This window comes from Nocardioides pyridinolyticus, assembly GCF_054653575.1.
This window is the reverse complement of sequence record NZ_BAAIFY010000007.1, coordinates 177,177-192,044: the sequence shown is the minus strand read 5'-3', so window position 1 is coordinate 192,044 and position 14,868 is coordinate 177,177. Positions and strand designations below refer to the sequence as shown.

The 14,868-nt window shown below is 70.2% G+C and carries 14 protein-coding genes; 4 read left to right on the top strand and 10 right to left on the bottom strand.

The features are described 5' to 3' along the window. Nucleotides 1-38 precede the first annotated feature (38 nt). The 3 genes from rarD (at nt 39) to ACYQ0U_RS09015 (ending at nt 2,510) form a co-directional block, all read left to right on the top strand. Entirely contained in the window at nt 39-947 is a 909-nt protein-coding gene (rarD, locus tag ACYQ0U_RS09025) for an EamA family transporter RarD (protein WP_459971819.1), read from the top strand. A 152-nt stretch (nt 948-1,099) separates the two neighbouring features. Further along, nucleotides 1,100-1,861, top strand: a complete 762-nt coding sequence (locus ACYQ0U_RS09020) for a resuscitation-promoting factor (RefSeq protein ID WP_459971817.1) — start codon at nt 1,100-1,102, stop codon at nt 1,859-1,861. Nucleotides 1,862-1,997: 136 nt separating this feature from the next. Then, a complete protein-coding gene (locus ACYQ0U_RS09015) occupies nt 1,998-2,510 on the top strand; it encodes a DUF5709 domain-containing protein (RefSeq protein WP_459971815.1) in 513 nt (170 codons plus the stop codon). 4 nt (nt 2,511-2,514) lie between these two features. On the opposite strand, the gene ACYQ0U_RS09010 is transcribed toward ACYQ0U_RS09015, so the two are convergent. Next, complete coding sequence (locus tag ACYQ0U_RS09010) at nt 2,515-3,684, bottom strand: NHL domain-containing protein (RefSeq protein ID WP_459971813.1); 1,170 nt, start codon at nt 3,682-3,684, stop codon at nt 2,515-2,517. Between the two features lie 158 nt (nt 3,685-3,842). Between ACYQ0U_RS09010 and ACYQ0U_RS09005 the strand changes: the two genes are divergently transcribed. Further along, nucleotides 3,843-5,345 (top strand): sulfatase family protein, encoded by a 1,503-nt coding sequence (locus ACYQ0U_RS09005; protein WP_459971812.1) that lies wholly within the window; start codon nt 3,843-3,845, stop codon nt 5,343-5,345. 27 nt (nt 5,346-5,372) lie between these two features. On the opposite strand, the gene ACYQ0U_RS09000 is transcribed toward ACYQ0U_RS09005, so the two are convergent. The 9 genes from ACYQ0U_RS09000 to nuoH form a co-directional block, all read right to left on the bottom strand. After that, nucleotides 5,373-5,660 carry a hypothetical protein gene (locus ACYQ0U_RS09000; RefSeq protein WP_459971810.1) on the bottom strand — a complete coding sequence of 96 codons (288 nt, stop codon included), beginning with the start codon at nt 5,658-5,660 and terminating at the stop codon, nt 5,373-5,375. An 82-nt stretch (nt 5,661-5,742) separates the two neighbouring features. After that, the gene (locus tag ACYQ0U_RS08995) at nt 5,743-6,747 is read right to left on the bottom strand and encodes a polyprenyl synthetase family protein (protein WP_459971808.1); all 1,005 of its coding nucleotides are present in this window, start codon (nt 6,745-6,747) and stop codon (nt 5,743-5,745) included. Next, complete coding sequence (gene nuoN, locus ACYQ0U_RS08990) at nt 6,744-8,348, bottom strand: NADH-quinone oxidoreductase subunit NuoN (RefSeq protein ID WP_459971806.1); 1,605 nt, start codon at nt 8,346-8,348, stop codon at nt 6,744-6,746. The genes ACYQ0U_RS08995 and nuoN overlap by 4 nt, the downstream gene beginning before the upstream one ends. Next, nucleotides 8,348-9,886 carry an NADH-quinone oxidoreductase subunit M gene (locus ACYQ0U_RS08985; RefSeq protein ID WP_459971804.1) on the bottom strand — a complete coding sequence of 513 codons (1,539 nt, stop codon included), beginning with the start codon at nt 9,884-9,886 and terminating at the stop codon, nt 8,348-8,350. Before ACYQ0U_RS08985 ends, nuoN begins: the two co-directional genes overlap by 1 nt. Nucleotides 9,887-9,938: 52 nt before the next feature. Beyond that, the gene (gene nuoL / locus ACYQ0U_RS08980; protein WP_459971801.1) at nt 9,939-11,870 is read right to left on the bottom strand and encodes an NADH-quinone oxidoreductase subunit L; all 1,932 of its coding nucleotides are present in this window, start codon (nt 11,868-11,870) and stop codon (nt 9,939-9,941) included. A 10-nt stretch (nt 11,871-11,880) separates the two neighbouring features. After that, nucleotides 11,881-12,180 (bottom strand): NADH-quinone oxidoreductase subunit NuoK, encoded by a 300-nt coding sequence (gene nuoK, locus ACYQ0U_RS08975; protein WP_459971798.1) that lies wholly within the window; start codon nt 12,178-12,180, stop codon nt 11,881-11,883. Further along, nucleotides 12,180-12,977: an NADH-quinone oxidoreductase subunit J gene (locus tag ACYQ0U_RS08970; protein WP_459971871.1), complete on the bottom strand. Its 798-nt coding sequence runs from the start codon at nt 12,975-12,977 to the stop codon at nt 12,180-12,182. The genes nuoK and ACYQ0U_RS08970 overlap by 1 nt, the downstream gene beginning before the upstream one ends. A 23-nt stretch (nt 12,978-13,000) precedes the next feature. After that, nucleotides 13,001-13,564 (bottom strand): NADH-quinone oxidoreductase subunit NuoI, encoded by a 564-nt coding sequence (gene nuoI, locus ACYQ0U_RS08965; RefSeq protein ID WP_459971796.1) that lies wholly within the window; start codon nt 13,562-13,564, stop codon nt 13,001-13,003. Further along, nucleotides 13,564-14,856: an NADH-quinone oxidoreductase subunit NuoH gene (nuoH, locus tag ACYQ0U_RS08960; RefSeq protein ID WP_459971869.1), complete on the bottom strand. Its 1,293-nt coding sequence runs from the start codon at nt 14,854-14,856 to the stop codon at nt 13,564-13,566. Before nuoH ends, nuoI begins: the two co-directional genes overlap by 1 nt. Between the last annotated feature and the right edge of the window lie 12 nt (nt 14,857-14,868).

Below are 14,868 nucleotides of genomic sequence, written 5' to 3'. Positions count from 1 at the left end.
GGTCGGGAACCGGTCGAGCGGGCTCTTAGACTGGGGCAGTGCCAGACGCGCGACGGGGATTCAGCTTCGGCGTCGCGGCCTACGTCATGTGGGGGCTCTTCCCCCTCTACTGGCCCCTGCTCGAGCCGGCCGGCGCCGGTGAGATCCTCGCCCACCGGATGCTCTGGACGAGCATCACGATGGGCGTGCTGGTCGTCGCGCTGCGGCGGCTCACCCAGCTGCGCGCCATTCTGCACGACCGGCGGGCGCTCCTGCTGCTGACGCTCGGGGCCGCGGTCATCTCGGTGAACTGGCTGACCTACATCTGGGGCGTCAACAACGGCCGCGTGGTGGAGGCGTCGCTCGGCTACTTCATCAACCCGCTGGTGACCGTGCTCATGGGCGTGTTCATCCTCGGGGAGACGCTGCGGCCGCTTCAGTGGGCAGCGCTCGGCATCGCGGCCGGCGCGGTCCTCGTGCTCACCCTCGACTACGGCCGGCTGCCCTGGGTCGCGCTGGTGCTGGCGTTCTCCTTCGGCAGCTACGGGCTGTGCAAGAAGACGGCGAACGTCGACGCGACCGAGTCCCTCACCTACGAGACCGCGGTCGTGGCGCCGTTCGCCGCGGCGTACCTCGTCTGGCTGGGGCTGTCCGGGGGCGCCGACTTCACCCACCACGGCACCGGGCACGCGCTGCTGTTCCTGACGACCGGCATCGTCACGGCCATCCCGCTGATCTGCTTCGGCGCGGCCGCAGTCCGGGTGTCGATGGTGACGCTCGGCCTGCTCCAGTACCTCGCGCCCGTGCTCCAGTTCGCGCTGGGCGTCCTGTACTTCCACGAGGACATGCCGGCCGGCCGCTGGATCGGCTTCGTGCTGGTCTGGATCGCGCTGGTGCTCTTCACCGTCGAGGCGGTCAACCACCGCCGCCGACAGCTCCGCCTCGCCGTCGAGGCGTCCGTCCTCTAGTACGTCGGTCGCCGTCGTCCGGCCGAGCCGCCCGGGTGGGCTTGGTCACGGCCGCCCGCTCAGGGGCGCCGGCGGCGGGCCCGGGGATTTCGGCCCGTTCCCCTCGCTCCCTACCGTCGATGGCTGATTTGTCATCGAGTGAGGGGAGACGCATGCCCATGCGTGCCATCACCCGCGTCGTGCAAGGCGGCGCTTGCGTCATCGCGGCCGGGACGCTCGTCGCCGGCCTGGGAGCCGCGCCGGCCGGCGCGGCCGCACCCAAGGACGTCCGGCTCAAGGTCGGCGCCGCCGACGCCTCGACCGTGCAGACCCGCGCTCCGCGGCCGCAGGGCCTGCTGGAGGAGACGGGCGTCGAGCTCGACCGCAACGACTTCGTCGACGTGGTCCGCAACGGCAGGACGGTGACGTCGTACGACGGCCGCGTGCTCCGCGAGGGCGATCTAGTCAAGGTCGTCCGGGTCTCGCACCGCGCCAAGGAGCACCGCGTGCGCCTGGACTTCCGGCACACGAAGGTACGCCACGTGACCTCGCTCCAGCCCGGGAAGCGCAAGGTCGCGCACCACGGCCGGGACGGCGTCCGCGGCATCCACGTCCGTGTCGAGCTGCACAACGGTCGACCGGTCGACCGGGACGTCCGCAAGACCTGGATCCGCAAGCCGCACCCGCGGGTGGTCCTCGTCGGCACCCGCCTGAACTGGAACGCGCTCGCCGAGTGCGAGTCCGGCGGCAACCCGCGTGCGGTGAACCCGGCCGGCTACTACGGCCTGTACCAGTTCAGCGTCGCGACGTGGCGCAGCGTCGGCGGCTCCGGCATGCCGCACCACGCGTCGCCCGGCGAGCAGACCCTGCGCGCGCAGAAGCTGTACCAGCGCAGCGGCCGCTCGCCGTGGCCGCACTGCGGCCGCTACCTCTGAGGACCCGCCGAGGCCTCAGTCCTCCGCCGCGCCGGCGGCGTCCGCAGCGGCGCCGTCGGCGCGGGAGTCCTCCCCCCTTCGGGATGGTGGTGAAGTGCACCCGGTACCCATGGCTGCGGCTGGGTACCCGATCCCCATGAGCGAGAACTCCGACATCGAGACGCAGATCGGGACCGACCCGGACGTGGACGTCACGGGCGACTCCACGGACAACGAGAGCTACCACGGCTACAGCGTGGACGACGAGACGCAGCCGCAGAGCACGGGCGACAGCCTGGTCGACGACGACCGCGGACTCGCCGATCCGCTGGACGAGGGCTACTCCCCGCCGGAGAAGTGGTCGGCCGGGCAGGGGTTCGGCAACACCCCGCTCGAGGAGAGCATGGGCGAGTCGTTGGACCAGCGGCTGGCGCAGGAGATCCCCGAGCCCGATCCCTACGAGGTGGCCGAGCGCGAGGAGGCCGAGCCCACCGACACCCAGGTCGGCGCCGAGCGCGCCGGACGGCTGGTCGAGCCCGACGAGGGCGTGCGCACCGATGTCGAGGGCGACCTGGTCGCCCAGGACGTCGGCATCGACGGCGCGGGAGCCGGCGCCGAGGAGGCGGCCGTCCACGTCATCGACGAGGACGACCTCGAGCCCCCGGGCTGACCGGTCAGCCTGGGGCCACCTCGCCCGTATCCGCGGAGGACAGGACCAAACGCACCCGGTCGTTGAGGGTGTCGGCGATCAGCAGGTCGCCGCCCGGCGTGACCGACAGACCGCGTGGCTGATACAGCTGGGCCTCCCCCGCGGGGCCGCCGTCGCCGGAGAAGCCCTTCTCCGTGGTGCCGGCCATCCGACGGATGACTCCCGTCTTGAGGTTCACCCGCCGGATGCAATGGCTGTCGGAGTCGGCGATGTACAGCACCTGGTCGCTCCCGAGTGCGATGCCCCGCGGATGGTCGATCCGCGCGGAGGTCGCGAGGTCACCGTTGCCACCCGTGCCCGGGGTGCCGTCACCTGCGACCGTGGCGATCAGCCCGGTCACCGCGTCGATGCGGCGCACCACGCTGTTGCCGGTGTCGGCCACGTAGATGTTGCCGTCCGAGTCGATCGCCAGGCGCTGTGGACCGCTCAGCGTCGCCTCGCTGGCGAGGCCGCCGTCTCCGGTGTATCCGGGAACGCCGGTGCCGGCCACGGTGGTGATGATGCCCGAGGTGAGGTCGACGCGGCGGACCTTGTCCTCGAGCGAGGAGAAGTAGAGGGCCCCGTCGTGGACGGCGACCGACTTCGGGTTCTGGATGCGCGCTTCGGTGGCCGGACCGCCGTCTCCGGTCGATCCGGGCTCTCCGGTCCCTGCGATGGTCGTGATGATCCCGTCGAGCCCCACCATGCGGATGCGATGGTGGGCGGCGTCCGCGATGAACACGACCCCGGCGTCGTCGACGGTGACGTCGTGAGGCCAGTGAAGACTCGCGGTGGTGGCGTCCACCCCGTCACCGTTGTAATCGGGAGAACCCGTGCCGGCGATGGTCGAGATCGTCCCGTCGGGGGAGATCTTGCGGATCCGGTTGTTGAAGGTGTCGGCGACGTAGATCGTCCCGTCGGCGCTCACCTCCGTGTCGCGCGGTTGGTTCAACAGCGCTTGCGCTGCCGGGCCGCCGTCCCCGGCGAAGCCGCGCTCCGAGCCGGCCACGGTGCTGATCATGGAGTCGCCGGTGGCGACGCCTGCGTCGCTCGTCGCGGGGAACGCCACGAGCCCCGACAGCAGGACGACCGCAGCGGCTCGGCCCACGGCGCTGTGTCCGACGAGGAGTGCTGCCCGCTCTTCGAAGTCCCGCATACCTGCTCCTGTCCTCTCGGCCAGCATCAACCTCCGACATGTCGGCGACGTCTTCGCCGACAGCACCGAGCAATACGCACTCTTGGGTATGCATTCGCGGGCGAGTCGTGCACACGATCGGGTTGCCACCCAACCGCTCGGAGTTGGAGGACCCGTCGATGGCTCGTACCGGACCGCACCTGGCGCTGACCGGTACGACGCGAGCCCTGGGCCGGTTCGCGGCTCCGGTGCTCCTCCTGGCCGCCCTCGGCGGCGCGGGCGTGCAGGCACCGGCACCGCCGGCGGACACGCCTCCGGCCGTCGCGCTCTCCGCTGCTGCCGACGCACGGCCGAACATCCTCCTGGTCGTCACCGACGACCAGCGGGAAGGGACCGTGACGCCGGCGATCATGCCGAACGTGCACCGCGAGTTCGACCGACGCGGGTTCAGGTTCACCCGCGCCTTCGTCACCAACCCCTGGTGCTGTCCCAGCCGGGCCAGCATCCTCACCGGTCAGTACAGCCACACGAACGGGGTCTGGACGGTCGGGCCCCCGGCGGGCATCACGGCATGGTTCCCGCACGAGGACTCCACGCTGGCGACCTGGTTGCACCAGGCCGGCTACCGCACCGGCATCGTCGGCAAGTACCTCAACGGCTACGGCAAGCCCGCGGTCCCCGCCTACAAGCCACCAGGCTGGGGCACGACGGCCATCGTCGCCGACCTCGACTACCAGGACAGTTCCGGGTACTTCGACTACGACATCTTCGACGGCACGGGACTCGTCCACTACGGCTCGGAGCCCTCCGACTACTCGACGCGGGTGTTGACCGACCGTGCGCTCGGCTTCCTCGCCCCCTCGTCCACCGCGCAGCCCTGGTTCCTCTACCTCGCCTACACCTCTCCGCACGGACCGGCGGTCCACGATCCGGTCGACGAGGACGCCGCGCGCGGCGTCAGCTACCCCATGCCGCCCAACGTCTGTGAGCAGGACGTCTCCGACAAGCCGGCCTTCGTCCGTGGGCAGCCACCGTGCACCAGGACGCAAGCACAGTTCGACAACCGGATGCGATCGCAGCAGGCGCAGATGCTCGCCTCGGTCGATCGGGGGCTCGGCCGGATCCTGAGCCTCCTCGAGACGACCGGCCAGATGTCGAACACCTTGATCCTGTTCATCTCCGACAACGGCGTCCAGATGGGCAGCCACCGACTGCTCGGCAAGGAGGTGCCGTACGAGGAGTCGATACGCGTGCCGCTCCTGATGCGCTGGGATGCGCTCGGTGCGCCACCCCGGAGGATCGGCGGACTCGCCCTCAACATCGATCTGGCGCCGACGATCACCGACGCCGCGGGGGTGACCACACACAACGCGTACGACGGCACGAGTCTGCTCCCGCTGCTGGACGGCTCGGCCACGTGGGTCCGCAGGAGCTTCCTGGTCGAGCACCTCTCGACCGGACCGAGCGACCCGGGCGGTCCCTCGTACTGCGCGGTGCGCAGCGACCGCTACAAGTACGTCGAGTACGCCACGGGCGAACGCGAGCTGTACGACCTGCGCGAGGACCCCGCGGAGCTGACGAGTCGCCACGACGACGTGACGATGCAGGCGACGATGAACCGGTTGCGGCAGCGCATGCTGCAGCTGTGCGATCCGGCGCCGCCCGGGTGGACCCCCCGCTAGACACCGGGGCCGACGGTCAGCCCGAGGTCAGGTCGGGACCGCCTCCCCGCGCATCGCGTCGGCGAGGTCGCGCTCGACCGCGCCGCCGGGCAGGGCCCACACGGTCACCCCGCAGCCGCGCGCCTCGACCGCGCAGCGGGCCCGGGTGATGGCCGCGGCGGCCTCCCGTGGGAGGCCGTTGACGCGGGTCAGGTCGAGCACCAGCGCGTGGGTCTGGCCGGCGGCCTCGTGGATCGCGTCGGCGAGGCCGAGCGCGTCCTCAGCCCAGCACGGGCCGTCGAGGACCAGTCGACGCTCCCGCACGTTGAACGACACTGCCACCATCTCCGGAACCCCCTGCTGCTCGACCGACGGTCGTCCGTACCCCTGGGGGTGTGTGGCATGCGTCTCAGGAGGCTCAGGAGGAGCGGACGGCCACGATGTCGGCGAACGCCTCGAGGGCGTCGCGGACGGGACCGGCCGGGACGACGGCGAGCCGGGCCTTGGCCGCCTGGGCCTGGGCGACCACGTAGGCCCTGGCCTCGTCCATCGCGGGGTGCTTGCGGAGCAGGTCGAGGGCCTCGGCGTGCCGGTCGTCGTCGGTGAGGTCGCCGTCGAGCAGCTCGATCAGCCGGGCGTCGGCCGGGGCGCCGGAGGCCCGGGCCATCAGCACCGGGAGTGTCGGGACGCCCTCGCGCAGGTCGGTGCCGGGCGTCTTCCCGGACTCGTCGGACTCGGAGGCGATGTCGAGGATGTCGTCACTGAGCTGGAAGGCCGACCCGACGATCTCGCCGTACGCCGTCAGCGCCTCCTCCACCTCCGGCGACGCGCCGCCGAAGCGGGCGCCGTACCGTGCGGAGGTCGCGATCAGCGAGCCGGTCTTGCCGGCCACGACCTCGAGGTAGTGCGCGAGCGGGTCCTCCCCGGGACCGGGTGCGACCGTCTCGAGGATCTGGCCCTCGACCAGCCGGGTGAACGTCTCCGCCTGGATGCGGACGGCGTCCGCGCCCAGCCGGGCGGTGAGCTCGGAGGACCGGGAGAACAGCCAGTCGCCGGTGAGGATCGCGACGTGGTTGCCCCACCGCGAGTGCGCGGCGTCGGCGCCCCGGCGCAGCTCGGCCTCGTCCATGACGTCGTCGTGGTAGAGCGAGGCGAGGTGGGTCAGCTCGACCACGCAGGCCGCCGTGATCACCTCGTCGGAGCCCGGGCGGTCGCCGGTCTCGGCGGCCAGCAGCACCAGCAGCGGCCGGAACCGCTTGCCGCCGGCGACCATCAGGTGGCTCGCGGTCTCGGTGACGAAGCCCGCGCGGCTGACCACGTGACCGGCCAGCGCCTCCTCCACGACGACGAGCCGCTCGCGCAGGCGCGAGGCCAGTGCCTCGTCGGTGACGGGCAGGGCCAGGCCGGCAGTACTGGTGGTCACCTGACGAATTGTCCCGCATTCGCCGCCAGGTCGAGCACCGGGCCGGGGACGATGCCCAGGACCAGCGTCGCGGCCACCGCGACCAGGATCGTCGCGGAGGTCAGGACCGAGGACTTCGTGACGGTGGCGACCTCGCCGCCCGGAACCGGGTCGTCACCCTCGACGAAGAACATCAGCACGATCACGCGGACGTAGAAGAACACCGCCACGATGCTGCACAGGATGGCCGCGATCACGACCGGCCACGCACCCGCGGAGAGGGCGACGGTGAAGACCGCCCACTTCCCGACGAAGCCGGCGGTCAGCGGGATGCCGGCCATCGAGAGCAGGAAGAACGCGAACAGCCCGGCGACCAGCGGCGAGCGACGACCCAGGCCCTGCCAGCGCGTGAACCCGGTCGCCTCGCCACCGGAGTCGCGGACCAGGGTGACCACCGCGAACGCGCCGATCATCGCGAAGCCGTAGGTGGTCAGGTAGAACAGCACCGCCTGCAGCGACGTGACCTGGCCGTCGGCCAGCTCAGAGGCCTGCTGAACGCCGAGGACGCCGGTGAGCAGGAAGCCGGTGTGCGCGATCGAGGAGTAGGCCAGCATGCGCTTCATGTCGGTCTGCACGACCGCGAGGACGGCACCGACGACCATGGTGAGGATCGCGATGATCCACATCATCGGCTGCCACGACCAGCGCTCGGAGCCGAAGGCCACGTAGAACAGCCGCAGGATCGCCCCGAACGCGGCGATCTTGGTGCCGGCCGCCATGAACGCGGTCACCGCCGTCGGTGCGCCCTGGTACACGTCCGGGGTCCACGCGTGGAACGGCGCGGCGCCGACCTTGAACAGCAGGCCGACCGCGAGCATCGCGACGCCGATGAGCAGCAGGGTCCGGTTGCCGTCGTCGTTGCGCGTGGCCTCGTAGATCTCGGCGTAGCCCATGGAGCCGGCGAAGCCGTAGACCAGCGCGACGCCGTAGACGAAGAAGCCGGAGGAGAACGCGCCGAGCAGGAAGTACTTCAGCGCCGCCTCCTGGCTCAGCAGGCGGCGCCGGCGGGCCAGTCCGCAGAGCAGGTAGAGCGGCAGCGAGAGGACCTCGAGCCCGACGAAGAGCGTGAGCAGGTCGTTCGCGGCGGGGAAGAGCATCATGCCGCCCACGGCGAACATCATCAGCGGGTAGACCTCGGTGTGCTCCAGGCCCCGGGTCGACGCCTGGCGCTCGGCCTCGGTCCCGGGCAGCGCCGCCGCCTGGCCGGCGAACGACGTGACGCCGCCCTCCAGCCTGCGCTCGGCGAACAGCAGCGCGCCGCCGAGCGCGAACAGCAGGACGATGCCCCACAGGAACACCGTCGGGCCGTCGACGGTGATCGTGCCCTCCATCCTGATGCCGCCCTTGGCGGCCCCGTCGGCGATCGAGTCGAGGTCGGTGGCCAGCCAGATGGTCGCGGCGAGCGCACCCAGGAGGCCGACGCCGGCAAGCACGGTCTGCACCCGGAAGCGGGCCGACCGCGGCACGAACGCCTCGACCAGCACCCCGGCGCACGCGACGCCGAAAACGACGAGGAGCGGCAGGAGGTGGCCGTACTCGACGGTGGGCTTCACGAAGTCCATCAGTGAGCACCTTCTTCAGCGTGGTCAGCGGCGGGGACGCTCGGCTCGTCGTCGGAGACCCCGACGTGCTCGAGCACCGAGTCGACATACGGGTTCGCGGCGTCCAGCAGCGGCATCGGGTAGAAGCCGAACAGCACGAGCGCCACCATCAGGGGCACGACGGCGACCAGCTCGCGCCGGTTCAGGTCGCGCATCCCCTCGTCGGCGGGGACCGGCGGCCCGGTCATCGTGCGCTGGTAGAGCCAGAGCACGTAGACCGCGGCCAGCACGATGCCCGTGACCGCGACCGCACCGACCCACCAGTGGTAGTCGAACGCGGCGATCATCACGAGGATCTCGGACACGAACTGGCTCAGGCCCGGCAGGCCGAGCGTGGCCAGGCCGGCGACGAGGAACATGCCGGCCAGGACGGGCGCGCGGCTCTCCACACCGGTGATCTGGCTGATGAGCGAGGTGCCCTTGCGCCGGATCAGGTAGCCGGCGATGAGGAACAGCGCGGCCGTGCCGATGCCGTGGTTGACCATGTAGAGGATCGAGCCCGAGGCGCCCTGGCTGGTCAGCGCGAAGATGCCGAGCGTGATGAAGCCGAAGTGGCTGAGCGACGTCAGGCCGATCAGGCGCAGGATGTCGTCCTGGCCGATGGCGAGGAACGCGCCGTACACGATGGAGATCAGCGCCAGCGCGATCACGACGGGCGTCGCCCACTGCGAGGCGTTCGGGAACAGCTCGAGGCAGAAGCGGAGCATGCCGAAGGTGCCGATCTTGTCGAGCACGCAGACGAGCAGCACGCTCGTGCCGGGCGTCGCCTTCTCGGTGGTGTCGGCCAGCCAGGTGTGCAGCGGGAACAGCGGCGCCTTGACCGCGAAGGCGATCATGAAGCCGACGAAGATCCAGCGCTCGGCGGTCGTGCTCATCTCGACCTGCTTGAGGTCGGAGAGCAGGTACGACGCCTCGCCCGCCTGGGCGGACACGACGTAGAGCCCGATCACCGCGGCGAGCAGCACGAGGCCGCCGCCGAGCTGGTACATGAGGAACTTCAGCGCCGCGAACGCCCGGCCCTCGCGACCGTAGCGGCCGATGAGGAAGTACGCCGGGATCAGCGTCGCCTCGAAGACGACGTAGAACAGGAAGACGTCGGTGGCGGCGAAGACCGCGAGCGCGAACGCCTCGAGGGCGAGCGCCCAGGCGAAGAAGCTGCCCGCTCCCCGGCCGTCGGCCTCATGCCACGAGGCGACGAAGACGATCGGCACGAGCACCACGGTCAGCAGGATCATCAGCAGGCCGAGGCCGTCGACGCCGAGCGCGTAGTGGACGCCGAACGCCGAGATCCACTCGTGGGTCTCGGTGAGCTGCATGCCCGCGCCGTTGTCGTACTGGAGCGCGATGCCGATGCCGACCAGCAGCGTCAGCAGGGAGACGCCGAGCGCGACCTGCTTGGGCAGTGCCGCGTCACCGCGGCCGCGACCGACGAGCGCCGTCACGGCCGCGCCGACGAGCGGTACGGCGATCAGGACGGTGAGCCAAGGGAGTTCACTCATTTCCGGGGTCCCCGTTCAAAGCGGAGCGAAGCGAGCATTTGAATGGGGTGGATCATGCGACGGTCACCGCCAGGAGGGCCGCGGCGACGATGAGGGCGCCGACGAGCAGGGACAGGGCGTAGGAGCGGACGAAGCCGTTCTGCGCGCGACGGGCGAAGCCGGCGAACCCGCCGACGGCCATCGGGCCGCCGGTAAAGACGCCGTCGACGGCGTGCTTGTCGGTGGCGAGCAGCGCCGTGGTGAGGTGCTTGCCCGGGTTGACCAGCAGGGTGTCGTTGATCCGGTTGCCGTAGAGCTCCTCACGCGCGGCTCGGGTCGCGAACGAGACGTCCTGCGGGGCGGTGCGCGGCACCTCCCGCTTGCCGACCAGGAACCACGCGGCGGCGACACCGACGGCGACCACGAGGACCGCGAGCGCGGTGACCGCGAGCGCCGGGATCGGCGGGTCGTGGTGAGCCGCGACGCCGGTGACGGGCGACAGGAACTCGACGATCCAGTCGCCGAGCAGCATCACGCCGCCGAGCACCGACAGGGCGGCGAGCACGATCAGCGGGACCGTCATCACCGACGGGGACTCGTGCGGGTGGACGTCCTTCTCCCAGCGCTTCTCGGTGAAGAACGTCATCAGCATCATCCGGGTCATGTAGAAGCCGGTGATGCCGGCGCCGAGCAGCGCGAGCAGGCCGACGACCCAGTTCTCCGCGAGCGCGGTCTCGATGATCTTGTCCTTCGACCAGAAGCCGGAGAAGCCGGGGAAGCCGATGATCGCGAGGTAGCCCATCGCGAAGGTCAGGAACGTGACCGGCATCAGCTTGCGCACCGCGCCGTAGTGACGCATGTCGACGTCGTCGTTCATGCCGTGCATGACCGAGCCGGCGCCGAGGAACATGTTGGCCTTGAAGAAGCCGTGGGTCAGCAGGTGGAAGATCGCGAAGGCGTAGCCCGCGACACCCAGCCCGGCGCCCAGCATCATGTAGCCGATCTGGCTCATCGTCGAGCCGGCCAGCGCCTTCTTGATGTCGTCCTTGGCGCAACCGATGATCGCGCCCCACAGGAGCGAGATGACCGCGATGACGACCACGACGGTCTGGGCGTGCGGCGCGAGCTCGAAGACGAAGTTCGACCGGACGATCAGGTAGACGCCGGCGGTCACCATCGTCGCCGCGTGGATCAGCGCCGACACCGGGGTCGGGCCCTCCATCGCGTCCAGGAGCCAGGCCTGGAGCGGGAACTGCGCCGACTTGCCGCAGGCGCCCAGCAGGAGCAGCAGGCCGAGGATCGTCAGCTGGGTCTCGGAGGCGCCGGCCGCCGCCTCGCTGATCACGCTGAAGCTCGTCGACCCGAAGAGGACGAAGAACATCATGATCGCGAGCGAGAGGCCCATGTCGCCGACGCGGTTGATCACGAACGCCTTCTTGGCCGCCGCGGCCGCGGAGGGCTTCTGCTGCCAGAAGCCGATCAGCAGGTACGACGCGAGGCCGACGCCCTCCCAGCCGAGGAACAGCCCGAGATAGTTCTCGGACAGCACCAGCATCAGCATCGCGGCGACGAAGAGGTTCAGGTAGCCGAAGAACCGGCGCCGACGCGGGTCGTGCGCCATGTAGCCGATCGAGTAGACGTGGATCAGCGAGCCGACACCGGTGATCAGGAGCAGGAACAGCGCCGACAGCGGGTCGTAGAGCAGGTCCATGCCCACATCGAGGTGGCCGGTCTGGAACCAGGTGTAGAGCTCCTGGACGACCTGGCGGTCGTGGTCGTCGCGGCCCAGCAGCGAGACGAACATCGCCAGGGAGATCGCGAACGAGCCGATCGGGAGGGCGGTGCCGAGCAGGTGGCCCCACCTGTCGGTGTACCTGCCGCCGACCAGCAGGATCGCGGCGCCGGCGAGCGGCAGCGCGATCACCAGCCAGAGCAGGGAGAAGACCCCGTCGGCGCTGGTGGGGTCGACGACCGGGATGGCGCCGCCTTCACTGAACGCAAACACTCAGTACCCCTTAGTACTTCAGCAGGCTGGCGTCGTCGACGGAGGCCGAGCGACGGGTCCGGAAGATGGTCATGATGATCGCCAGCCCAACCACGACCTCGGCCGCGGCCACCACCATCACGAAGAAGGCGGCGACCTGGCCCTCGAGGTTGCCGTGCTGCTTGGCGAACGCGACCAGCGCGAGGTTCGTGGCGTTGAGCATCAGCTCGACGCACATGAACACCACGATGGCGTTGCGGCGGGTCAGGACGCCGACGCAGCCGATCGTGAAGAGGATCGCCGACAGGACGATGTAGGCCTCGATGTCCATCAGTGATCACCTCCCGTCGCGGGCGTGGTCTCGGTGTCGGAGGCCGGCACCGAGCCCTCGCGCCCGGCGTGCGGCGCGTGGCCGAGCTGGGCCTCGATCTGGTCGATGTCCTCGGCCAGCGCCGGCGCCGAGCGGACCGTGCCGCGGGCGACCAGCACCCGGGAGACCGACGACTCCGCGGCCGTGCCATCGGGCAGCAGCGCGGGCGTGTCGACCGCGTTGTGCCGGGCGTAGACACCCGGGGAGGGCAGCGGGCCGAGGTGCTTGCCGTGCTCGGCGTAGTCGCGGACGCGCTGCGCGGCCTGCTCGGCCTGCCCGGACTTCGGCGTCAGGCGCTCGCGGTGGGCCAGCACCATCGCGCCGACGGCCGCGGTGATCAGCAGGGCGCTGGTGACCTCGAACGCGAAGACGTACTTGGAGAACAGGATGTTCGCGAGCGCCTGGACGTTGCCCTCGCCGTTCGCGCCGTCGAGGCCGACCGCCGCACCGAGGGAGATCTGGCCGAGGCCGGCGACGAGAACGAGACCGAGCAGCAGGCCGCCGATCATGGCCATCGCCCGCTGGCCGCGGATCGTCTCCACCGTGGAGTCGGAGGCGTCCACGCCGACGAGCATCAGCACGAACAGGAACAGCATGAGGATCGCGCCGGTGTAGACGATGATCTGGACCGCGAAGAGGAACGGCGCCTCCAGGTTCGCGTAGAGCAGCGCGAGGTTGATCATCACGACGGCGAGCAGCAGCGCGGCGTGCACGGCCTTGCGGACGAACAGGATGCCGAGCGCTGCGGCCACCATCATCGGGGCGAGGATCCAGAAGGCGATCACTGGTCGGCCTCCCGTCCGGCGGGCGCGGGCGCGGCGTACTCGCCGCGGTAGTAGGCGCCCTCGTCGTCGCCGAGCCGCATCGGGTGCGGCGGCTGCTCCATGCCGGGCAGCAGCGGGGCGAGCAGGTCCTGCTTCTCGTAGATCAGGTCGGCGCGGTTGGTGTCGGCCAGCTCGTACTCGTTGGTCATCGTGAGCGCCCTGGTCGGGCAGGCCTCGATGCACAGGCCGCACAGGATGCAGCGCAGGTAGTTGATCTGGTAGACGCGGCCGTAGCGCTCACCGGGACTGAAGCGCTCGTCCTCGGTGTTGGAGGCACCCTCGACGTAGATCGCGTCCGCCGGGCAGGCCCAGGCGCAGAGCTCGCAGCCCACGCACTTCTCGAGGCCGTCGGGCCAGCGGTTGAGCTGGTGCCGGCCGTGGAAGCGCGGCGCCGTGGGCTGCTTGTCGAACGGGTACTGCTCGGTGACGACCTTCTTGAACATGGTCCGGAAGGTCACGCCGAACCCGGCGACCGGGTCCCAGAACTGCTCCTTGAGGCTCTTGGACGGTTCGTCGGCCATCAGGCGTCCCCTCCCGTGACGGTCGAGCTCGAGGTGGAGCTCGGGGTGAAGGTGAGCGGCTGCGCCGCGCCGCGGACGGCGCCACCCGCCGGCATCGGCGGGACCGGGAAGCCCCCGGTGCCCGCCGGCGTGACCTGCTCGGGCTCCTCCGCGACGACCTTGTCGCCGATGAAGAACAGCACCAGGAAGATCACCGCGAGCACGCCCACGCCGATCAGGAGGTACCGGCGGTCGATGCCGCCGTCGAGCGAGATCGCGCGGATCGTGGCGACCGCGACGATCCAGACCAGCGAGATCGGGATCAGCCGCTTCCAGCCGAAGGCCATGAACTGGTCGTAGCGCAGGCGGGGCAGCGAGCCGCGCAGCCAGATGAAGAGGAAGACGAAGAACAGCACCTTGCCGAGGAACCACAGCACCGGCCAGTAGCCGTCGTTGGCGCCCGCCCAGACCTCGTCGATCCAGAACGGCGCGTGCCAGCCGCCGAGGAACAGCGTGGTCGCCAGCGCCGAGACCGTCGCCATGTTGATGTACTCGGCGAGGAAGAACAGCGCGAACTTCAGCGAGCTGTACTCGGTGTGGAAGCCGCCGACCAGCTCACCCTCGGCCTCGGGGAGGTCGAACGGGGCTCGGTTGGTCTCGCCGACCATCGCGATGCAGTAGATGACGAACGACGGCACCAGGATCAGGCCGAACCACAGGTCGTCCTGGGCCTCGACGATCTCCGAGGTCGACATCGAGCCGGCGTAGAGGAACACCGCGACCAGCGCCAGGCCCATCGCGACCTCGTAGGAGATCATCTGGGCGCTCGAGCGCAGGCCGCCGAGCAGGGAGTACGTCGAGCCGCTCGACCAGCCGCCGAGCACGATGCCGTAGATGCCGACCGACGCGATCGCCAGCACGAACAGCACGGCGACCGGCATGTCGGTGAGCTGGAGCGGCGTCTCGGTGTCGGTGAACGGGATCGTCACCACCGGGCCGAACGGGATCACCGCGAACGTCACGAACGCCGCGACCGCCGAGATCACCGGCGCGATCACGAAGACGACCTTGTCCGCGGCCTTGGGGACGAGGTCCTCCTTCAGCGCGAGCTTCACGCCGTCGGCGAGGGACTGGAGCAGGCCGAAGGGGCCGTGCACGTTGGGGCCGATGCGGTGCTGCATGCGCGCCACGACCCGGCGCTCCCACCAGATGTTGAACAGGGTGAGCAGCACGAGGATCAGGAAGATGAGGACGGTCTTGAGGATGATGACCCACCAGCTGTCCTGCCCGAACTCGGACAGGTCGTCGGCCATCGGGACCAGCCC